The organism is Chryseobacterium sp. POL2 (assembly GCF_011058315.1).
Taxonomy (GTDB): domain Bacteria; phylum Bacteroidota; class Bacteroidia; order Flavobacteriales; family Weeksellaceae; genus Soonwooa.
On the sequence record NZ_CP049298.1, the window covers coordinates 1,152,711 to 1,174,536 of the forward strand.

Below are 21,826 nucleotides of genomic sequence, written 5' to 3' on the forward strand. Positions count from 1 at the left end.
CGGGCTGTGCAGGGGTACCGTCTTCAGACACCCCAAGCTTAATCTTAGCAATGTCTTCAGACCGCTCGCTCACGCTCGCGCCCTTACCATCCCGGCCGCAGATTCAACAAAAAAAGCAAGATCTCTCTTGCTTTTTGTTTATTTCTAAAAATTTAAATTCTTATTTAATAAAACCTCTGTTTCTTAACAATGGTTTGATGTCGGGATTACGGCCTGTAAAATCTTTGAAAGCTTTATTAAGATCCACCGAATTACCAACGGACAAAATATACTTACGGAATCTATCCCCGTTTTCCCTAGTTAATCCGCCATTATCACGAATCCATTCCCAAGCATCAGCATCTAAAGTCTCCGACCAAATATAAGCGTAATAACCCGCCGAATAGCCGCCACCCCAAATGTGTGCAAAATAAGGCGTATGATATCGTGGCGGAACAGTTCCCAAAGTGAAGCCATGTTGCAACAAAGACGCTTTTTCAAAATCCAATACTGGTTTAAAATCCGCATCTTTCGTTACCGTATGCCAATCCATATCCAAAATCGCTGCAGACACCAATTCTGTGGTCATATAACCTTGGTTAAAAGTCGCTGCCCTTTTTATCTTATCCACCAACGCTTGCGGTATTGGCTGCTTGGTTTCATAATGAATTGCATAATTTTTCAAAACTACAGGATCCAATGCCCAATGCTCATTAATCTGAGATGGAAATTCTACAAAATCTCTTGGAACATTGGTCCCTGATAAAGAGGTGTATTTTTGATCTGCAAATATCCCATGAATAGAATGTCCAAACTCATGGAACATCGTCGTAACATCATCATAACTAATAAGTGATGCTTTTCCTGGAGCAGGTTTTTGATAGTTATAACAATTTACAATGACAGGTTTGGTACCCATCATGTGCGATTGCTCTACAAAATTGCTCATCCATGCGCCACCACTTTTAGAATCTCTAGTATAGAAATCCAAATAATAAATAGCTAGAGATTTACCATCATGGTCAAAGACTGCGTAAGTCACAACATCTGGATGATAAACTGGCAAATCGGTTCTTTTCTTAAAAGTGATACCATAGAATTTTTCAGCTGCATAAAAAACACCTTTTTCCAAAACTGTTGTAAGTTCAAAATAAGGTTTTATTTCATTTTCATCAAGATCGAATTTTGCTTTTCGCACTTGTTCTGCATAAAAATTCCAGTCCCAAGGCTCAAGTTTGAAACCGCCCTTTTGTTGATCTATCAAATTCTGAATATCTTTGGCTTCGCGTTTTGCAGTTTCCACAGCAGGTTTTGCCAACTGATCCATCAATTGTTTAGCAGCATCTGGTGTTTTTGCCATTTGGTCTTGTAGCTTCCATTCAGCAAAATTGTGCTTACCAAGGATTTGTGCTTTTTTAAGTCTTAGTTTCGCTAATTTTTCGATGGTGGCACGTGTATCGTTAGCATCACCTTTTTCTGCTCTTTGCCAAGATGCTTTAAACAGTTTTTCTCTAGTTGCACGATTTTTAAGATTCTGAAGCATTGGTTGCTGCGTGGTATTCTGAAGCGCCAAAAGATATTTACCGTCTTGCCCCGCGGCTTTTGCATCGGCAGCGGCGGCGGCAATGTCGTCGGCAGAAAGGCCATCCAACTCTTTAACATCAGAAATTAAAACACCACCTTGTTTTCTTGCTTCCAACAACTTGTTAGAATACTGTGTTGATAAAGATGCCAAATCTTGGTTAACTTGTTTTAATTCTTCTTTCTTTTCAGCTGAAAGATTAGCGCCAGCGATTTCAAAATTTTGTTTATAATATTGAAGGAGCTTTTTACTTTCTGAATCTAGACCATCTTCTTTTATAGATTTTACTTTATTATAAAGAAACTCGTTAAGAAATATTTTGTCCGAATGTGCTGCAAAAATGGGTGCATATTCTTCCTCCAAAGCTTGTAAAGTTGGATTGGTATTGGCACTTGTCAAATTGTAAAACACAATCTGCGCACGTTTTAAGACTTCCCCACTTTTCTCAATAGCGAGAATTGTATTTTCAAAAGTTGGTACAGATCGAACGTTAGCAATCATATTGATTTCTTGTTCTTGTTGTTTCAATCCATAATCAAAAGCAGGTTTGAAATCCGAATCTTTAATTTTATCAAATTCTGGCGCTTCATATTGAAGCTTACTTTTGGTCATGAAAGGATTATTTTTCATCGCATCGTCGCCCGAATTACTTTGGCTAGTTGTAGCCGTCTCTGTTGTGGTATTTTGTTTCATTGTACTACAAGAAATATTGAAAGCCAAAATAGCCATCAACACGCTAGTTGTTACTTTTTTCATTTTAATTTTCTTATTGAATATCTAAAGGTAGAAAAAATATTATGAATGGAATGCGGCTGAGAATGGAAATTCGGTTTTAACTTTTTTCTTCTTCCATTTTGTCATCATCATCGTCTTCGCTCCAAAAATTTTCATCAAACGTAATGCTATCGTAAGCCAACAATTCTGCTTCGCGTTCGTAAGAATCCCGAAGTCCAAAAGTGACTAAATCGCTAACTTGCTGTTTGGCTAATTTTTTTGTCGAAGCTTTGTCAATTAGCATAAATCGTTTCCCCATGCGTCTTGCGGTGTAGCTTCGCATGCCTGTTGCCCGTAAAACATCGACCGCCAAATCTACAGCTGTCCCTAAAGTTTCGCGGTAGATATTTTCCACGCCATTGTTGATAAAATCGTAGGCGTCTAGTCTGTTTTTGGCTCTTACAAAGATTTTAACTTTCGGAAAGTTTTCATGAACATATTCGACAATCAATTTATTTTTTTCTGGATCGTCCAAACAAATAATAAGAATCGATGCATCTTCAATACCCGCAGCACGAAGCAAAGAATGTTTGGTTGCATCACCAAAATAGACATTAAAACCGTTGGATCTCAATAAAGCTATTCGCTCCGGATCGCTATCCAAAACTGTTGACCTCACGCCATTAGCTCTTAAAAGTCGGCCTACGGTACTTCCAAAAAAACCAAAGCCTACAATAATAATTTTCCGTTGGGTAATCGGTTCTAATGGTAAAGCCCCAGGTTTTTCTTCATTAAATTTATCATCCAAAAAACCTTCTTTAAACATTAGCAAGAATGGTGTCACACACATTGTAATGGCAACAACTGCTAACATCTCAGCATTTGTTTGCTTATCGATAAGGTATAAACTGGTTGAGAAATTCACCAACACAAAAGCAAATTCACCAACTTGCGATAATGCAAAAGCAATGAAAAAGCTTTGGTTATTATTCATTTTATAATATTTGGCTATTCCAAAGAGAATCAAAGCTTTAACAGCCAAAACCCCAAACGCAGTTGTAAAAATAAAAACAGGATCGTTTTTAATAATTGTAAAATTAATTGTCGAGCCCACACTTACAAAGAAAACTGCTAACAAAAGTCCTTTAAAAGGATCTATTTGGCTTTCCAACTCATGGCGAAACTCGCTGTTGGCAAGCATAACGCCAGCAATAAAAGCGCCTAAAGCTGGACTAAGACCTACGGAAATCATTAATTCTGAAACACCAATAACCAAGAACAACGAAGAAGCTGTTAGAAGTTCGTTCATACCAGATTTTGAAACGAATCTTAGAAACGGTACGAATACATATTTTCCTAATAAGACCAAAGCTACCATCCCAACCAATAGTGAAAAAGGCTGCAGCCAATCTGGCAAATATTGTAACAAAATCTTTTCGTGCGAATTATCCGTATCCAATGGTGAAATAATAGGCAATAATGCCAAAATCGGAATTACTGCAATATCTTGAAAAAGCAGTATCGAAAAGGACGCCTCGCCACTTGCTGTTCGAAAAAGATTTTTTTCTTTCAAAGTTTGCAAAACAATAGCTGTCGATGATAATGCAAAACACATGGCGATGACAAAAGCCTTATTGGTGCGCCATCCTGCAAAATAAAAAACTGCGAATAATGCTATAATTGTAATAAGCAATTGGCTAAGTCCTAATCCTAAAATCCTTTTCCGAATGGCCCAAAGCTTCTTGGGATCCAACTCTAAACCGACTAAAAACAACATCATAATCACTCCAAATTCTGTCGCATGCATGACATTGCCAGCTTCATTTCCTGTGAGTTTTAAAACAAAAGGACCTATGATAATCCCGCCAACAATGTAGCCTATAACGGAACTAAGTCCCAGGCGCTTGACGATAGGAACCATCACGATGGCAGCGCCTAAAAAGATGAGTGCGGTCATTGCAATTGAACTTTCCATTAATCAGTAAGCATTTTTTTTAATAATTCGGTGAAAGGTTTTATTTCAAAAATTTTAATATCGTCGGCTTGGTAGATGAAAAGTTCATCTTTTAGAATCATATTATTGGTTTCGATACATAATTTCAAGCCCAAAGTAAGATTGGACAATTGGGTACGATAAAGACCTTTATCGGTATAGCTTTCTTCTTTTCCACCAACGCTCACCACGATAATCGCTTCCATATTTGAAAGTGGGTTGTGATCCTGATGGTTTATCCATTTCATATCCAAAACCTCATCAATCCAAAGTTTTAACAAAGGCGGCATCCCAAACCAAAGCAAGGGAAAATGAAAAACAATTCTTTCGTAATTAACAATTCTTTTTCTCTCTCGAAATGGCTGAATATGAAAGTCGGGATAATCTTCGTATAGATCTCTGAACTCAATATCCGGATTGTCCTTATAGGCTTTTATAAGTTCCACATTGGTTGTAGAATGTTCAAAATAAGGATGTGCAAAAAGCACCAATGTTTTTTTCAAAATTCTGATTTGTGTAAAATTACTTAATTATCAAAAAGAAAGCAATCTATTAATCTCATTTATATAATAAAAAAAGCAATCCTTTTAAGAATTGCTTTTGTATATTTTGATAAAATAAGCTTACCAACCGCCGCTGGCACCGCCACCGCCAAAGCTACCGCCGCCGCCAAAACCACCAAAGCCGCCACCAGAAGATCCACCGCCAAAGCCTCCACCGCCGAAACTACCTGGGAATGGGAAGAATCCGCCGCGGTATCTGCGACTTCCACCTCTTGACAAGATAACATCGTCATCATCGTCATAGTTGCCGCCATTACCACCTCCATTACCGTTAATGATAGAAATGAAAATAATAATCAAGACGATAATAAAAATAATACTTCCAATGTTGATACTATTTTCTGGTGTTTTCTTTTTGGTTGCTGGTTTAAACTTTCCTTGCACAGCTTCCATTATTGCGGAAGTTCCACTATCTATACCTTTGTACCACTCTCCTTTTCGGAAGGCTGGCGTTACCAAATAATCTAGAATTTGTCCTGCTACAGACGCAGTCAAATATTGCTCGACTGCGCGACCTTGCTGAATAGCAAACTTTCGATCTTCCGTTGCAATCATAAAAACAACGCCATTGTCAACACCTTTTTGACCAATTTCCCATTTTTGACCATACATTGTTGCCAAGAAGTTGATGTCTTGTCCGCCAGTTGTCGGAAGGATAATAACTTCTATTTCTGTAGATGTAGAATCTGCAAATTTGATTAATTTTTGATTCAGCAAATCTTGTTCTTTCTGCGTCAAAAGATTTGCCTGGTCATAAACTGGATAAAGGACTTTGGGCTTTTCTGGAATATCTTGTGCCATCAAACCTCCGAAGAAGCTCAGCAACAAAATCAAGAAAAGACTGCTACGAGAAGCTAATCTCATTGGATAATTCATTCGTATTATTTTCGCTGGTTGGAAAATATTTTTTAAGTTCTTGACCAGTTTTAAGAATTGCATCGTGAATGCCTTTATGATATTTTGAACTCGCAAATGCTGTGGTAATCTCATCGTGCAGTTGATCCCAAAAGTCTTGATGAACTTTTTTGTGAATACCTTCGTCACCGATTATTGTGAGATATTTTTGTTCAAAATTAATATGAAACAACACGGCATTTCGCTCTTTGGTTTGATTCATATTAAGTGACTTGAAAACTTGCCAAGCCACTTTCGCATTATTGTCAATTGTGGTAGAATCAATATGCACACGAATCTCGCCCGAAGTCATAGACTCGGCTTGTTGTATAGCATCTACCAAGGATGCAACTTCTTTATTTGTCAAAAAAGATGTGTACATTATTTAAAAACTTCTGGTGCTTTTTCTGCGCCTGTGTCAGCTTTGAAGTAAGGTTTTTCTTTAAAGTTTGTAAAATTAGCTACAATATTATTCGGGAACTTTTGGATAGCAATATTGTAATCTTTAGCTGCATCGTTGTAGTACACCGTTTCTGTACGAATGCTGTTTTCTATCGCTACGTATTCTCTTTGGAAGTTGGTGTATTGTTGATCTGCTTTCAAGTCAGGATATTTTTCCACAACCATCATTAATCTTCCTAATGCGCTAGACAATTGACCTTGTGCCGCTTGGAATTTTGCCATATCCGCTTCGGTCATATTGGTAGGATCAATATTAACAGACGTTGCTTTAGCTCTTGCTTCAACAACTTGCGTTAAAGTTTCTTGCTCAAATTTAGCATAAGATTTCACAGTTCTTTCAAGGTTCGGGATAAGGTTCGCTCTTTTTTGATAAACCGTTTCAACGTTTGACCATTTTGATTCTACGCCATTTTTCTGAGTTACAAAATTATTACGAACACCAATACCCCACATCAATGCAATACCTGCAATAACAACTAGGGCAATTACTAGGACTAGACAGCCTTTTCCTTTCATAGTTTATGTATTTTAAATTGTTATAAAACCAAAGATAGAAATTTCTCTGTATTAAATAAGGAAATAGTTTACATTTTAAACTAAACTGCAAAATATCTCCCAAAAACTTTTGGTGTAAATTTAAGTTTAAATTAGATCTCAAAAGTTTTTGCTTCTTCCCAAAGTTGATCCATTTCTGTAAGATTGAGATCGGCAAGCACCAGATTTTTTTCTCTTGCCAAATCTTCCATTTTTTGAAATCTGGAGATGAATTTATGATTGGTTTTTTCTAAAGCTGTATCTGGATTAAGCCCGGAAATTCTTGCATAGTTAATCAACGAAAAGAACACATCGCCCAATTCTTTTTCCTTTTTATCCAGCTCAGTTTCCGCATGAAATTCTCCAAGTTCTTCCTCAACTTTGAGCCAAGCATCATCGGCAGAATCGAACTCAAAACCGATGCCTTTCACTTTAACCTGAATGCGATAGGCTTTGATAAGCGACGGCATAGACTTCGGAACGCCCGACAAAATAGACTTGTTACCTTCTTTAAGTTTTAGTTTTTCCCAATTTTGCTTAACCGTTTCTTCATCTTCTGCAATGGTATCGCCATAGATATGAGGATGACGGAAAATCAATTTATCATTCAGAGCATTAATAACGTCCGCAATGTCAAAACTATTTTTCTCCGAACCTATTTTAGAATAAAAAACCAAATGTAACAATACATCACCAAGTTCTTTTTTAATCTCTTGTAAATCTTCTGTCAAAAGCGCATCGGACAGCTCGTAGGTTTCTTCTAATGTCAAATGGCGCAAAGTCTCAAAAGTTTGCTTTTTATCCCAAGGACATTTCTCACGAAGATCATCCATAATATCGAGCAATCGCCCGAAAGCTTCCATTTTTTCCTGCTTTGTATTCATGATTAATGATTTTTGTCCTGTAACATAGGTACGAATTTATAAATTCCGAATTCTTCTTTTTCAAATTCTTTTTCAGAAACTTTGGTAAATCGGCATAACATCTGTTCTTCGGTTTTCCCTAACGGAATTACCATTTTACCACCTATTTTCAGTTGTTTCAAAAGTTCGGTTGGCAACTGCTCGGCTCCGCAAGTCACAATAATTTTGTCAAAAGGCGCAAAACTTGGCAAACCTTCGAAACCATCTCCAAAACTTTGATATTTCGGACGCATCAACATATCCCGAAAAATTTTAGCCGAAAAGTCGTATAGATTTTTTTGACGTTCTATCGTATATACTTGCGCGTCCATTGCCATCAGAACAGCGGTTTGGTAGCCACAGCCAGTTCCGATTTCCAAAACTTTTTCTCCTGGGATCAATTCTAACAACTCGGATTGTTCGGCAACGGTGGAAGGATGAGAAATCGTCTGTCCTGCGGCAATAGGAAAAGCGCGATCTTCGTATGCAAAATCTTCAAAAATACTTTCTATAAAGAGATGGCGAGGCACCTCGTTCATAGCTTTTAAAACCAAAGGATCTTGAATGCCCAAACCACGCTGAAGGTATTCTACCAACTGGCGACGTTTTCCGCGATGTACAAAAGAATCTCTCATCTAGGCAAAAATAAAAGAATGAAATCGCATTTCAAAATTTTATCAGTTGTGTTTGAATTTTAATTCTCACTTCTTAACTCTTAACTCTTGGTTCTTGATTCTTGATTCTTGGTTCTTGACTCTTGGTTCTTAACACCGAATTCTTAACTTTGATTAAACTTTAAAAATATGCAATTGGTAAAAACAGCACTGTTAGCTTATGGTGGTTCTGGGAAACTATTTCATGCACCTTTTCTCAATGTTCATGAAGGCTATGAGTTGATTGGCGCTTGGGAACGAAGTAAAAAAAACATTCAAAAAGATTATCCACAAACTAAAAGTTTTGATTCTTTAGAAGACGTTTTACAAAGCGATGCCGAATTAATCATTGTCAATACGCCGATATACACGCATTACGAATACGCCAAAAAAGCTTTAGAAGCTGGCAAACATGTATTGGTAGAAAAAGCATTTGTCGCGACGTCCTCAGAAGCTGAAGAACTAGACAACATCGCAATAGAAAAAAATCTGAAACTATGCGTTTACCAAAACCGCCGTTGGGACAGTGATTTTTTAACGACTCAAAATATTTTAAAATCAGGCGAGCTCGGCGAAATTTTAGAAGCCGAAATACGATTCGAACGTTACAACCCCAACCTCAACCCAAAAGCTTGGAAAGAAAAAAACCAACCAGGTTCGGGAATTTTGATGGATCTTGGCGCCCATATTATCGATCAGGCTTTGGTACTTTTTGGCTGGCCAGAAGCTGTTTTTGCGGACATCAGAACTTTGCGTCCCAATAGCGAAGTCAACGATTTTTTTGACATTCTCCTATTCTACCCTAACAATCGTGTGCGATTGAAGGCTACTTTTTTCGCTAAAGAACAACTCCCTGGCTATGTATTGCAAGGTCGAAATGGCAGTTTCATCAAAATGCGTGGCGATGTCCAAGAAGATGATTTAAAACTGGGAAAAATGCCTAATCGAGACAATTGGGGAACTGAAGATAAAACACTAGAAGCTATCCTAAACATTGGAGAACATCGCAAAAAAATTGAAACATTACAAGGTAATTACCTTGGACTTTTTGACGATTTGTACCGCAGTATTGTGATGGACGAAGAAGTTCCGGTACCTGCAAGCGAGGCTGTTAAAAGCTTAAAAATTATGGAAGCTGCAGAAAAAAGTGTGTTGACAAGTAGCAAAATTAAGCTGTGATTTCATTCATAAAATTGACATTTCAAAACGCTTAAAAATCATTATCTTTACGATTCTAAAAAATAAATTTATTTATGTTAAAAGCAGGTCTTGTCGGTGCAGGACATTTAGGAAAAATTCATTTAAAACTTCTTAATCAATCCGAAAAATACCATCTTGTTGGTTTCTATGACAGCGATACCGAAAATGGTAAAAAACTAGAAGCTGAATTCGGTTACAAATATTTTGATAATCTGGATGAATTATTATCTCAGATAGATGTTTTGGATATTGTGACCCCAACATTGTATCATTTCGATTATGCTAAAAAAGCCATTGAAAAAGGCAAGCATTTTTTCATCGAAAAGCCAATTACCCAAACGCTAGAACAAGCTGAAGAAATTATCAGGCTTTGCAAAGAAAAAGGCATCAAAGCGCAAGTAGGACATGTCGAGCGTTACAATCCAGCTTTTATTGCGACCAAAGATTACATCAAAAACCCAATGTTTATCGAGATCCATCGTCTTGCGGAGTTCAACCCTCGTGGGACGGATGTTTCTGTGGTTTTGGATTTGATGATTCATGATTTGGATATTTTATTAAGTTTGGTAAAATCACCCGTTAAAGACATCCACGCCAGCGGTGTTTGTGTGGTTTCGAAAACGCCAGACATTACCAATGCCCGAATCGAATTTGAAAACGGCTGTGTTGCCAATTTAACAACGTCGAGAATTTCTATGAAAGCCATGAGAAAATCTCGATTTTTCCAGCAAGACGCCTATATTTCTGTCGATTTTTTAGAAAAGAAAGCCGAAGTTATCCGTATGAAAGATGCGCCCGAAGAGCCATCACCTTTCGATATGATTATTGAAAATGCGGAAGGCGAAAAAAATCAAATTCTTTTCGAATATCCAAATATCCAACCCAACAATGCTATTTTGGACGAGTTGGAAAGTCTTGCCTATGCCATAGAAAATGACAAACCTATCGAGGTTTCTTTAGAAGATGGTACAGAAGCTTTGAAAGTAGCTCTCAAAATCATGAAGTTGATAAGTTAATTTATTGAAAAAATGGTGAAAAATCTATTATTCCTTTTGTTACCATGTTATTTTTTTTCTCAAGAGGATCTCGATATCAAAATTGAAAAAGAAAAAAACAATAGTGATATTATACTTTATGTTACCAATAACGAATATGCTCCAGTAAGCATTGAATTTACTTTTGAAGGCAAAAACGTTAACTCAACATTAGCTGATAAAAGTGTTATGGTGATACCTGCAAAATCAGATAAAATCAAATTAACACACATTTCACCTATTCAAAAAAAGCAAGCCTACAATTTTAACTACAAAACCTATTACGTTTTGGGCGATGTTAATAATGCAAAATCGGATGATTACGAATATTGGTTACCTTACGAAAAAAACACCTCCCAAAGTATTTACCAAGCTTACAATGGGAGCTTTTCTCATCAAAATGCATACTCCTTAGATTTCAGTCACAAAATAGGAACGAAAGTTTTGGCTTCTAGAGCTGGTAAAGTTGTATTTGTGAAAATAGATTCCGATAAATCTTGTTTAACCAAAAGCTGCTCAGAATTTAACAACAAAATTGTAGTGCTTCATAATGATGGGACTTTAGCGGAATATGTACATTTAAAAAAGAATGGTTCATTAGTTGCCAAGGGTGATGATGTAGAGCGAGGGCAAGTTATTGGCTATAGTGGAAATACAGGCTGGAGCAAAGGTCCGCATTTGCATTTTTCAGTTTACAATAACAAAATAAATGCGGACAGGATTTATTATAAAACAAAATTTCGGGTGAAAGATCAAAAAAATCCAATTATATTAGAAGATAAAAAAATCTATTCCCGCGACTATTAAAAGAATAAATTTTAAATAAGAAAAATTAAATATAAAAAATGAAAAACATCGTAGTAATAGGTGCCGGCACCATGGGAAATGGTATTGCCCATACGTTTGCACAAACAGGTTTTAGTGTAAGTTTGGTTGACGTTTCTCAAGAAGCTTTAGACAGAGGGATCAAAACCATTACCACAAATCTTGATCGTATTATCGCAAAAGGCAACCTTACAGAAGAACAAAAAGCGGAAACTTTAGGAAATATCACAACCTACACCGCTTTGCAAGATGCTGCTAAAACTGCTGATCTTATCGTGGAAGCCGCTACAGAAAACCAAGATTTGAAACTAAAAATCTTCGGTCAAATGGATGAGTTTTCTCCAGCTAATTGTATTTTGGCAACCAATACATCATCTATTTCGATTACGAAAATAGCCGCTGCGACAAAAAGACCAGACAAAGTTATCGGCATGCACTTTATGAATCCAGTTCCTATTATGAAATTGGTAGAAATCATCAAAGGTTACTCGACATCGCAAGAAACTTACAATGCGGTTGCAGAAATGAGCAAAACTTTAGGTAAAGTGCCTGTAGAAGTTAATGATTATCCAGGATTTGTAGCGAACAGAATTTTAATGCCGATGATTAACGAATCTATCGAAACATTGTACAACGGCGTTGCTGGCGTGGAAGAAATCGACACCGTGATGAAGTTGGGCATGGCACACCCAATGGGACCATTACAATTAGCAGACTTCATCGGTCTAGACGTTTGTCTAGCCATTCTTAATGTGATGTATGACGGTTTCAAAAATCCAAAATATGCACCAAATCCATTGTTAGTAAACATGGTAATGGCTGGAAAATTGGGTGTAAAATCTGGTGAAGGTTTCTACGACTATTCAGAATCAAAAAAAGCAGAAAAAGTCTCGAAAATGTTCTCGAAATAATTTCTTATAAAACTTAAATCTAAAAAGTCACAAATTTTGTTTGTGGCTTTTTTCATTTAAATACAAAAATTAGCTAGAAAGATTAGTATTTTAGTAAATTCAAAAAAACTCTATGGAACTCCTCATCCTTATTGCATTGATTATTTTGAATGGCGTTTTTGCCATGTCAGAAATGGCATTGGTATCTTCAAGAAAATTCAAGTTGGAAAATCTGAAAAAGAAAGGAAGTCCTTCCGCAAAAGCAGCACTTCAGCTAATCGACAATCCTACCCGATTTTTATCAACCGTACAAATCGGCATTACGCTAATTGGCGTTCTTTTAGGAATCTTCAGTGGTGAGAGTATTACCAAAGATTTAAAAAATTTAATTCTAAAAATAGACTTTCTCGCCGCTTATGCCAACCAAATTGCCGTTTCTGCAAGTGTTATCATCATCACTTATTTTTCGATTGTTGTCGGCGAATTATTTCCTAAAAAACTAGGAATGAGCTTTCCGGAAAGCATTACACTCGTTGTTGCCAAACCTATGAATTTGCTTTCAAAAATTGCTTCTCCTTTTGTTTGGTTATTATCGGTTTCCAATAATTTATTAGCTAAAATTTTTAAAATTGATGACCATGTGGACCATTCGGTTTCGGAGGAAGAAATTGTATCGATGGTGAAAGAAAGTGCCCAAGGTGGCGAAATTCTGAATATTGAACAAGATATCGTAGAACGCGTTTTTGAACTTGGCGACCGAAAAGCAAATGCACTTTATACGCCGAAAAGCGATATGATTATTTTTGACACACAAGATTCTTGGGAAGATATTCGCAACAAAATAAAAGATGGCAAGCACTCCGCCTATCCCGTTTGTGAAAATAATAACATTGATAACATTCTAGGTATTGTAATTATTAAGGATTTGTTTCTAGCATCGAATGCGTCAGATTTTAAAGTTTCAAATTATATTAAAGAACCACTTTATTTTAATGAAACCACAAAAGCTTACCAAGTGCTTCATCAGTTCAAAAAAACTAAAAATCATTATGGCATCGTCATCGACGAATATGGAAGTGTAAAAGGCATCATCACCCTAAATGACCTCATCGACGAGCTGGTTGGCGACACGACCCACGATGAAGAAAAAAATCCTGAAATTAAAAAAATTGCCACCAACACTTGGATCGTAGATGCTGGAATGGACATTTATGATTTTCTGGATTACTTCAACAAAGAGGAGGAGGAAGAGCACATCAACAACCAATACAATACCGTGGCAGGCTATATTATCAACAACACGAATAACCTTCCCCAAGTGGGTGATGAGCTGCATATCCATAATCTTAAATATTATATTCTTGAGAAAAACGGACAACGAATTTCTAAAGTAAAAGTTCAAAAATAGTATGATAAATTTTTATTTTCTAAAACATCCTCGATTTTCAAAAATCTGCAATATTGCCATCATCATTTTGACCTATGTCATGATTATCGTCCGCTTTCTGCTCAACGAAAAAGGACGCGTTAATCCAGACTCTATACGATACATGCGTCAGGCAAATATGTTACCCATCATTGACAATACCACTGCGCCTTTAGGCTATCCGTTTGAGATTTGGTTGTTTACGAATTTGGGCTTAGACGAATTTTGGAGCAGCAAATTAGTGGGACTTATCGCCTACACTTTGATGTTGATTTTTGCTTATAGAAAAGACTTTTATTTCAAAGAAGTAGTGATGATGTCGGCATTGTTTAGTTTTGTTTCGGTATTTTCATATACCATGAGCGAAGCGCCCATTCTGCCATTTGTTTTCTTTTTACTGTATTATTCTAAACAAACGATTGATGCTAACATCCCTGGAATAAAATCGGTTTTAATGCTAAGTTTGTTATTGATTATTTGTTACAATTTTCGATACAGCGCTTTATTTTTAATGGCTGGTTTGGGCTGGTTTGGGCTTTTAAAAATTAAAACCCGTTATGGTAAATATTTTATTCTTTCTGCCTCACTAGGACTTATGTTTATCATTGGTTTTAAGTTTTTATATGTTGATTATTTTAATGAAGATTATGTCAATGATTTTCTGAATATTGGTGTTAAACCAACATCATTATTATTAACAGAACTTTGGCAAGGTTTGGCCACAACATACAATCCATTTGTACACATCGCTGATCCATCAGGCGGCATTGTCAATTATGGCATTTACGGCATCGGAATTATCAATATTCTGGTGATTTTATATTTTGTTGTTAAATCAAAAAATACAGCTTTTGACGAGTTGCTCCTTTGGACGGGTTTTGTAGGTTTGGCATGTTCCTTTTTGGTGCAATATTTTTATTCGGTTAACCCAATAGATTATCGTTTGTTAGCGCCTTTCAGTCTTTCCATTTGGATGTACTATTTCAAAAAGCTTATCGAGAGATTTGGGAATTTGGCGTATTGGGTTCCTTTGGGAAGTTTGTTGACGGGTTTTGCCTTTACATACTTATCTAAAGGAAATTATCTCGAAAACCGAAAAGAAATAAAGGCTTTTCTAAAATCCGAAAATATGGAAAACACGGACATTTTGTTTTATCTAAAATCTCGTGAAGACCTTGCCAACATCCGCGCTGCCGAAATCATCAGCACGGTTAATCCAAAAATAAATCTGACGTTTTCCGCGAAAGACACCCTGAATCCTCGTGTATTGACGCCCTATCGTGTTGATTCTAAATTAAAGATAAAACGCAACCAGTTCCAAAAATTTGACAAAAAATAATCCTTCTATTTTCTCAAAAACCGGGAATCTTGTAGAACAAAAAATTTGAAAATATGATTTTTTGCGAAAAACGAATTTTAGGTTTTCGGAAAAGTTATTTTTGTTATCTTTGATGCAAGGATTGTGTCTAGACAAAGAATGGATTATCTGCCACCTAGCCCCGATTGTAGTGAAAATCCTTTTTGCGAGAGGCCTTGCCGAGCAAAAAGATTGCAACGGAAAGCGGGTAGAATATTCCAAAGCATGTGTCGATGACCTGCTCCTAAAAAAATATTAGAAACTATTAAATTTTATAGATATGACTTTACCTAAGTTTTTATTGGCGGACAACACAGATTTCCCAGAAGATCTTTTTGTAGTACATACAGAATATCCTCGTTTTATCCTTAATGTTGAGGAAGAAGAAGTTGAATGGTTGGACGACCTAGAAGGCGATGACGAGGAGACTTTGGCTAACGAGGCTACAAAAGTGGTTGAAGAGGCCTTCAAATGGTGTGATGCTGAATTGGCAAAATACGATGACGAAGAAGAAGAGGATTAAGAATTTTTAAATACTTAAAATCGAAAAACGGAACTCAATTTTGAGTTCCGTTTTTTTATTTTTTGTTGAATTTCAAAAGTAACAGGTTGTCTTTGTAAAGTTCTAATGTATCGCCACTCACCACATAACGGTTGGCTTGCTGCAACATATTAAGAAAGCCTGTCTCCACACTCATATTAACACAAGCTTTTCTGGTAGAGCCTACATTGGTAGCGGCAAAAGTTCCGGCTTTTGGATCGATCGCAACATTGGTCGAAAAATAATTGTTACAACCTGTATTACCTGAGATTTTATCAGCCTCTACCACTAAAGTCGGTTGCTCTGTACTAACTTCTTCTGCCAAAATCCAAGAACTTCCCGTAAGGGCTACCTGGTTTCCGCCTTTTTTCACAGAATAGCTAGATGCTGCACAAGATGCTAGGATAAGTGCCGCAGATATTGAAAGAAATAAATGTTTCATAATTTTAAATTTTTGAAGAAAGACAAGTTTTTGCATTTCTTTTTCAAAGATAAAATTAATTTTCTAAAAATAATATATACGCAATAAAAGAGGCGCCGCATCGTAGATGCGGCGCCTTATAAATAAAACCTAGCAATTACCAGATTCTGATTCTTTCTTCTGGTTTTTTATAATGTTTGTCTCCTTCTTTAACATCAAAAGCTTTGTAGAATGCATCCGTGTTAACCAATGGACCAAAACTTCTGAAATAACCTGGCGAATGTGGATCGGTTTTCACTTGATTCACCATATATTTTTCACTCGATAAAGTTCTCCAAACGGTTGCCCAGCTTAAGAAAAATCTTTGATTTTGTGTGTAACCACTGATGCTACCAGGATTCCCTTTATCTTTAAGATACATTTGAAGCGCATCAAAAGCGATGTTAATACCACCTAAATCTGCAATATTTTCACCATTGGTAAATGTTCCGTTAACGAAAGTTCCTTTAACAGGTTCGTACTTATCAAACTGACTTGCTAAAGCTTTTGTTGCTTTTTCGAAGTTGGCTTTATCTTCTGGTGTCCACCAATCGACAAGATTACCATCTGCATCGAACTGCGCACCTGAGTCGTCAAAACCATGTGTCATCTCGTGTCCGATAACAGCGCCAATTCCTCCAAAATTAACGGCGGCATCAGCTTCTGGATTGAAGAAAGGCGGTTGAAGAATTGCCGCTGGGAAAACGATTTCGTTATTCAATGGATTGTAATAGGCATTCACCATTTGAGGTGTCATCCCCCACTCCGACTTGTCCACAGCTTTACCAATTTTGTCAAGATCTCTTTGATATTGCCATTCGGTTACATTTTGCAAATTGCTGTACAATGTTCCACCTTTCGCTCCAGAAGTGATATCCAATTTAGAATAATCTTTCCACTTGTCTGGATAAGCCACTTTAACTGTGAATTTGTTTAATTTTTCTAAAGCTTTTACTTTGGTTGTAGATGACATCCAGTTAAGATCGTTGATGTGTACTGCAAAACTTTTTTTAAGATAATCGATAAGCTCTACCATCTGTGCTTTTGCAGAAGCAGGGAAATATTTATCAACATACAATTTACCAAAAGCTTCTCCTAAAACACCATTGATTAACTGATAACCTCTTTTATTAAGCGCTCTTTGCTCTTGTTGACCACTTAGATATTTTCCATAAAATGCAAAACGTTTATCATCCAAAGCTTTAGTTAAATAACTTGCACTGCCATTAATCATGTGGAATTTAAGATAATCTTTAATTAATGGTAGATCTTTGCTGTTAAAAAGCTTGTCAAAATTTTTGTAATAGCCTATCTCACCGATAATCACTTTATCAGTATTAACGCCTACGCTTTTAAGATAAGCCGCTAGGTCAACATTTTTTACCAAAGCTTTCAGCTCAGCCATTGTTTTCGGGTTATACTGTAAAGTCGCGTCACGTACTTGCTCGTTTGTTAAATAAGTATTTGCGATTTTCTTTTCGAATTCAACAATACTTTTGGCAGTAACCGTAGAGTTTTTATAACCCAAAACATCTAGCATCGACGCCACATACTTTTGATATTCTGCTAAAGTTTCAGTATTTTTTTCGTTGACTTTTTGGTAATAATCTCTTCCCAAACCTAAAGAAGCATCACCTAAATAAACGGCATTCATTTTAGAATCTTTAAGATCCGCATCTACGCCCCAGCCGTAAAGTGTATTTTCGCCATCTTTGGTCACAGAAATCAAATAGGCTTGCAGATCTGCCATAGTTTTAATAGCGTCAATTTTGTTAAGGTTAGCTTGGATAGGTTTTATCCCGTCAGCATTACGCTTATCCATATCCATATACGTAGCATATAAATCTTGGATTTTTTTGCCTTCAGTTCCATCATTGAATTTATCTTTCAACAATGAATTAAGAATCGTCATGGAATTGTTATCTGTATCTTCGGCAAGTTTATTAAAACTTCCCCAAGTTGGCTTGTCAGCAGGGATTTTTGCAGTTTTCATCCAAGTTCCACTCACATAATTGTAGAAGTCATCTTGTGGGCGGACAGACTTATCCATAAGGCTAATGTCGAGACCTTTATCTTGATTATGATTAACTGCTGCTGGTTTTTGAGCCTGTGCGTGCATTGTGTTTACCGCACCCATACCAACCAATAAAAATAGTGAAAATGTAAGTTTTTTCATTTTTAAAATATTTAAAAAATCAGTCGATAGAAATAGAAGTATGTTACATCTAGCACAAAAAAATTAGATTAAATTTTAACACAAAAAAAAACGCTTCTCCAGGTGAAAAAGCGAGTTGTATATTTTTAAACATTAAATAGTTATTTGATTGCCATGTCGTAACGTTTTGAGATTTCGTCCCAATTAACAACTTCCCAAAGTGATTTTAAATAATCAGCACGCTTATTTTGGTATTTTAAATAATAAGCATGTTCCCAAACATCGATACCGAAAATAGGCGTTCCTTTTGTTTCTGCAACATCCATCAACGGATTATCCTGATTGGCTGTAGAGGTAATCGCTAGTTTTTTGTCTGCCGTTACAATTAACCAAGCCCAACCCGAACCGAATCTATCCGCGCCTGCTTTGGCTATTTTTTCTTTGAAAGCATCCATACTTCCAAAGTTGTCAATAATGGCTTTCGATAGCTTTGCGGAAGCTTTGGTGTCTTTTTTAGGCGTTAAAACCGTCCAAAATAGCTCGTGGTTATAATGTCCACCAGCGTTATTACGAACAGCTGGCGATTCTTTAGAAATATGAGAAAGAATTGTAAACAAACTTTCTTTTTCCATAGGTGTTCCTGCGATGGCTTTATTCAAATTCGCGGTATATCCTGCAGCATGTTTGGAGTAATGAATTTCCATAGTTTGCGCATCTACAGCCGATTCTAAAGCATTGTAAGCATAAGGAAGTGGTGATTGTTTAAACTGTGCAGACATAAAAACTGCGGCTACTAGAAAAGAAACTGTGGCTATTTTCAAAACTTTCATTGTATTTATTTTTTTGAATTAAACATTTTAGTTTTATAAAAATAGTCTATTTGTGGGCATTTACAGACATTCTTAACATTAATTAACGATTAACGAAGTAGTTTTTTGATATCTTCAATAAGAATCTCTCGGTCGGGATGGTATTTCCCCACCAAACTGGCTTTGGTTCCTGCTTCATCCTCATAATTCAAACCTGAATAATACAAAATAGGCATGCCGTCTTTTCCAAAACGACAACGGATGTTACCGTCTTTATCTACTAACGCAATTTCGCCGCTATGATTAAGGCTTTCGGCTTTGTCTTTTTGGTCACCAACATAAATATCAAACTTCTTGGCAATTTCACCGATGTAAGTTCTATCACCTGTCAAAAAATGCCAATTTGGGGATTTAGCACCTATTTTGCGCGCATGATTTTTCAAAGTTTCGGGTGTATCATTTTCGGGATCTATGCTTATGGAAATGATTCCAAAATTAGGATCGTTAATTTGATCTTCGATATAACGCATATTAGAATTCATCACAGGACAAATTGTAGGGCATTTACTAAAGAAAAACTCCACGAGATAGACTTTCCCGAGCATTTCCTTGTCGGTAATTGTTTGGTTATTTTGATCTTTTAAAGAAAATTCGGGAACCTTCATCACCGTAAAAAGTGAGGCGTTCATATAAGATTTCACACCAAAAATTAAAGCTGCAATTAACACGAGAACTCCAACGGAAATCCACCACTTCATTCTTTTTGTGGATTGATCTTGCATTAATTTATTTTAAAGTTTTCAGGAAAAAGCTGTATCGGTTGAATACTAAGCTTTTATAAAGATTATCAAAAAAGTCAGGTAACGATTTGGTAACGGTGCTTATTGCTTTGCTTTTCAACGTGTTTCCGTTAGCTCGTAGCAAATATACAAATTATATAATAAAAGAATAACAGCATAAGAACATACCTCATAGATTATGAGATTCAATGTTTGCCGATTACATCTGCTATCTTGTAACCATCACCTAAATGTACAACTAGTATTTTACTTGGATATTTTGACTGAAATGTTTCGTCTTTTAAGATAACATCAAACAAAAATCCTTTTTCTGTCGTAGAAATAAGGTCACATTTTTCGAATTCTATTTTATCCCAGTCTTGCCCGGAAATCAGAAAACCTGTGCCTATACCTGCTTTGGATGTGTCGAATTTATTTTTCCATTTTTCGTGAAACTGTGTTTCGGTCAGGCTTCCATCTATCTCCAAATCTACATTGGTAGCATCGGTTTTATACTCATAATAGTCAGCTGTTGTCATTTTTTGCATAAAGCTATCAAGCGAGCCGAGTTCTTCTGTCGCAAAATAGTTAGTGATATTTTTCACAAGCCATTCTCGGGCTTCATTTGCAATATCATCATTTTGTGTTGTAGTTTCTGTGTCGGCGACTTCTACTTTTGTATTGCTTTTTTGCTGTTCTGTACAGGCAAAAATTAAAAATAAGAGACCTGCTGCTACTGTTTTTCTTACCATATTTATTTTTCTAAATGTGCTAAGGAGATCCATGCTCTATTATTGATTCTATTCCCTTCTTTATCGGTCTCAAATAAATTAAAGTATCCTCTATCTGAAGCCACGAGCAACCAATAACCTTCATTGTATGTAAACAACCAGGCATTGGCCGGTATATTTTCGGTAGGCTCATTACTACCGCTATATGAACTGTAATGTACCAATTTTTTTGGAATGATTTTGTAGGTTTTTGTTACTTTTCCTTTATCAAGAAGTTGCAAACCGTCTTTAAATGAAAAATAAAAAGATTGATGGTCTGCAAATTTGAATGGCGAAACAACATTGTAGCTGTTGATATATTCAAATTTTTGTTTTGTTTGCGACAAGCTTTTCATCGGGAAAATTTCTTTTTCCCACAAAGTTTCGATGATTTTATACGGTTTATAATTTTTTGGTCTGCCTGTGATACCACCCGAAGCCGAACTGTTTGCCTGATTGCAGTCTTTGTCGTAAAAACGAGCAACGTTAATTATGTCGGCACCAGGCAATGGAGCTGTTTTGAGATGATACAAGATATCGCCCTCTATTTCGGCAAGGTAAAGCCCCAGATAATCCTTGCTTTCGGCAATCTTTTTCTGAAAACAAGATGGTATTCCTTTCTCCTGTGCCATTGCATTGTTGAATGATAGTGCCGTTATTAAAAAAAATAATGTTTTCATCCTTACTGATCAGTAATTTGTCTGCTGGAATACAAAACTAACGTCACCATAAAGATAACGCAACTCCTCACCATTTTCTGGAAAAGTTGGACCTAGAATATCTCTACTAAACATATAGTTTGCACCAAGCACTGATATGTTACCCGCTTCAATCGGGTATCGAATATCAGATTGGTCTGCTTTCATCCGTTCATAATAACTTCTCGTGTTATTAGCACTGATGATATACGTTTTGGTAGGTAATATTTCTATTGGTTGAATATTTTGAGTGGCTTCAATGTTGGCTTTTACAATTGGAATGGTCACTGTTTTGATAATAGCTCTCGTTTCTGCATCCCAAATGGTAACGGGTATATTGGTTCTATCTCTTGGAATTTTCAGGGTGACAGCATTTATCGTACCCTTCACCTTTGGTTTGAATTTATATCCTATTTCGCCATATGCACCTAATTCGTAATTATTAATTAATTCATCAAAACCAGACTTTTGCAAAAAAGAAGTTAAGGGATTTTCTTGTGAAAATTCTTTGTCATTATCGCTATCATCTTTACTGCACGCTATGGATGCAAGTGTAAGAGCGAGAATAGGAAGAACTATTTTTATCAAATTTTTCATTTTATAAGT

The 21,826-nt window shown here is 36.3% G+C and carries 22 protein-coding genes; 7 read left to right on the forward strand and 15 right to left on the reverse strand.

All coding sequences use genetic code 11. From position 1 onward, the window contains the following. Positions 1–160 precede the first annotated feature (160 nt). The 8 genes from G6R40_RS05340 to G6R40_RS05375 all read right to left on the reverse strand — a co-directional run bounded on the left by G6R40_RS05340 (position 161) and on the right by G6R40_RS05375 (position 8,258). Complete coding sequence (locus G6R40_RS05340; RefSeq protein ID WP_410497357.1) at positions 161–2,191, reverse strand: M3 family metallopeptidase; 2,031 nt, start codon at positions 2,189–2,191, stop codon at positions 161–163. A gap of 202 nt (positions 2,192–2,393) precedes the next feature. Continuing rightward, positions 2,394–4,250 (reverse strand): monovalent cation:proton antiporter-2 (CPA2) family protein, encoded by a 1,857-nt coding sequence (locus G6R40_RS05345; protein ID WP_165132608.1) that lies wholly within the window; start codon positions 4,248–4,250, stop codon positions 2,394–2,396. After that, positions 4,250–4,771, reverse strand: a complete 522-nt coding sequence (locus tag G6R40_RS05350; protein ID WP_165132611.1) for an NAD(P)H-dependent oxidoreductase — start codon at positions 4,769–4,771, stop codon at positions 4,250–4,252. The genes G6R40_RS05345 and G6R40_RS05350 overlap by 1 nt, the downstream gene beginning before the upstream one ends. Before the next feature lie 120 nt (positions 4,772–4,891). Continuing rightward, positions 4,892–5,695: a TPM domain-containing protein gene (locus tag G6R40_RS05355; RefSeq protein WP_165137539.1), complete on the reverse strand. Its 804-nt coding sequence runs from the start codon at positions 5,693–5,695 to the stop codon at positions 4,892–4,894. Continuing rightward, the gene (locus tag G6R40_RS05360; RefSeq protein ID WP_165132614.1) at positions 5,676–6,107 is read right to left on the reverse strand and encodes a TPM domain-containing protein; all 432 of its coding nucleotides are present in this window, start codon (positions 6,105–6,107) and stop codon (positions 5,676–5,678) included. The genes G6R40_RS05355 and G6R40_RS05360 overlap by 20 nt, the downstream gene beginning before the upstream one ends. Next, positions 6,107–6,703 (reverse strand): LemA family protein, encoded by a 597-nt coding sequence (locus G6R40_RS05365; protein WP_165132617.1) that lies wholly within the window; start codon positions 6,701–6,703, stop codon positions 6,107–6,109. The genes G6R40_RS05360 and G6R40_RS05365 overlap by 1 nt, the downstream gene beginning before the upstream one ends. 131 nt (positions 6,704–6,834) lie before the next feature. Continuing rightward, positions 6,835–7,605: a nucleoside triphosphate pyrophosphohydrolase gene (mazG, locus tag G6R40_RS05370; RefSeq protein WP_165132620.1), complete on the reverse strand. Its 771-nt coding sequence runs from the start codon at positions 7,603–7,605 to the stop codon at positions 6,835–6,837. Between the two features lie 2 nt (positions 7,606–7,607). Further along, positions 7,608–8,258, reverse strand: a complete 651-nt coding sequence (locus G6R40_RS05375; protein WP_165132623.1) for a protein-L-isoaspartate(D-aspartate) O-methyltransferase — start codon at positions 8,256–8,258, stop codon at positions 7,608–7,610. A 168-nt stretch (positions 8,259–8,426) separates the two neighbouring features. Between G6R40_RS05375 and G6R40_RS05380 the strand changes: the two genes are divergently transcribed. The 7 genes from G6R40_RS05380 (at position 8,427) to G6R40_RS05410 (ending at position 15,531) form a co-directional block, all read left to right on the forward strand. Continuing rightward, positions 8,427–9,455, forward strand: coding sequence for a Gfo/Idh/MocA family oxidoreductase (locus G6R40_RS05380; RefSeq protein ID WP_165132626.1), 1,029 nt, complete (start codon positions 8,427–8,429; stop codon positions 9,453–9,455). A gap of 74 nt (positions 9,456–9,529) precedes the next feature. Continuing rightward, a complete protein-coding gene (locus tag G6R40_RS05385) occupies positions 9,530–10,492 on the forward strand; it encodes a Gfo/Idh/MocA family protein (RefSeq protein ID WP_165132629.1) in 963 nt (320 codons plus the stop codon). Positions 10,493–10,504: 12 nt separating this feature from the next. Next, positions 10,505–11,317 carry a M23 family metallopeptidase gene (locus tag G6R40_RS05390; protein WP_165132632.1) on the forward strand — a complete coding sequence of 271 codons (813 nt, stop codon included), beginning with the start codon at positions 10,505–10,507 and terminating at the stop codon, positions 11,315–11,317. Between the two features lie 38 nt (positions 11,318–11,355). Further along, positions 11,356–12,246, forward strand: a complete 891-nt coding sequence (locus G6R40_RS05395; protein WP_165132635.1) for a 3-hydroxybutyryl-CoA dehydrogenase — start codon at positions 11,356–11,358, stop codon at positions 12,244–12,246. 112 nt (positions 12,247–12,358) lie between these two features. Beyond that, positions 12,359–13,633 carry a hemolysin family protein gene (locus G6R40_RS05400; RefSeq protein WP_165132638.1) on the forward strand — a complete coding sequence of 425 codons (1,275 nt, stop codon included), beginning with the start codon at positions 12,359–12,361 and terminating at the stop codon, positions 13,631–13,633. 1 nt (position 13,634) lies between these two features. Then, a complete protein-coding gene (locus tag G6R40_RS05405) occupies positions 13,635–14,990 on the forward strand; it encodes a hypothetical protein (protein ID WP_165132641.1) in 1,356 nt (451 codons plus the stop codon). A 298-nt stretch (positions 14,991–15,288) separates the two neighbouring features. Then, positions 15,289–15,531, forward strand: a complete 243-nt coding sequence (locus G6R40_RS05410; protein ID WP_165132644.1) for a hypothetical protein — start codon at positions 15,289–15,291, stop codon at positions 15,529–15,531. Between the two features lie 55 nt (positions 15,532–15,586). On the opposite strand, the gene G6R40_RS05415 is transcribed toward G6R40_RS05410, so the two are convergent. The 7 genes from G6R40_RS05415 to G6R40_RS05445 form a co-directional block, all read right to left on the reverse strand. After that, positions 15,587–15,991 carry an META domain-containing protein gene (locus G6R40_RS05415; protein WP_165132647.1) on the reverse strand — a complete coding sequence of 135 codons (405 nt, stop codon included), beginning with the start codon at positions 15,989–15,991 and terminating at the stop codon, positions 15,587–15,589. Between the two features lie 136 nt (positions 15,992–16,127). Then, positions 16,128–18,185 carry a M13 family metallopeptidase gene (locus G6R40_RS05420; RefSeq protein ID WP_165132650.1) on the reverse strand — a complete coding sequence of 686 codons (2,058 nt, stop codon included), beginning with the start codon at positions 18,183–18,185 and terminating at the stop codon, positions 16,128–16,130. 140 nt (positions 18,186–18,325) lie between these two features. Then, positions 18,326–18,994 carry a superoxide dismutase gene (locus G6R40_RS05425; RefSeq protein WP_165132653.1) on the reverse strand — a complete coding sequence of 223 codons (669 nt, stop codon included), beginning with the start codon at positions 18,992–18,994 and terminating at the stop codon, positions 18,326–18,328. Between the two features lie 89 nt (positions 18,995–19,083). Then, the gene (locus G6R40_RS05430) at positions 19,084–19,755 is read right to left on the reverse strand and encodes an SCO family protein (protein ID WP_165132656.1); all 672 of its coding nucleotides are present in this window, start codon (positions 19,753–19,755) and stop codon (positions 19,084–19,086) included. Between the two features lie 203 nt (positions 19,756–19,958). Beyond that, complete coding sequence (locus G6R40_RS05435; RefSeq protein WP_165132659.1) at positions 19,959–20,504, reverse strand: hypothetical protein; 546 nt, start codon at positions 20,502–20,504, stop codon at positions 19,959–19,961. 2 nt (positions 20,505–20,506) lie between these two features. Further along, positions 20,507–21,202, reverse strand: a complete 696-nt coding sequence (locus G6R40_RS05440) for a hypothetical protein (protein ID WP_116036704.1) — start codon at positions 21,200–21,202, stop codon at positions 20,507–20,509. A 9-nt stretch (positions 21,203–21,211) separates the two neighbouring features. After that, positions 21,212–21,817 (reverse strand): DUF4082 domain-containing protein, encoded by a 606-nt coding sequence (locus tag G6R40_RS05445; protein ID WP_165132662.1) that lies wholly within the window; start codon positions 21,815–21,817, stop codon positions 21,212–21,214. Between the last annotated feature and the right edge of the window lie 9 nt (positions 21,818–21,826).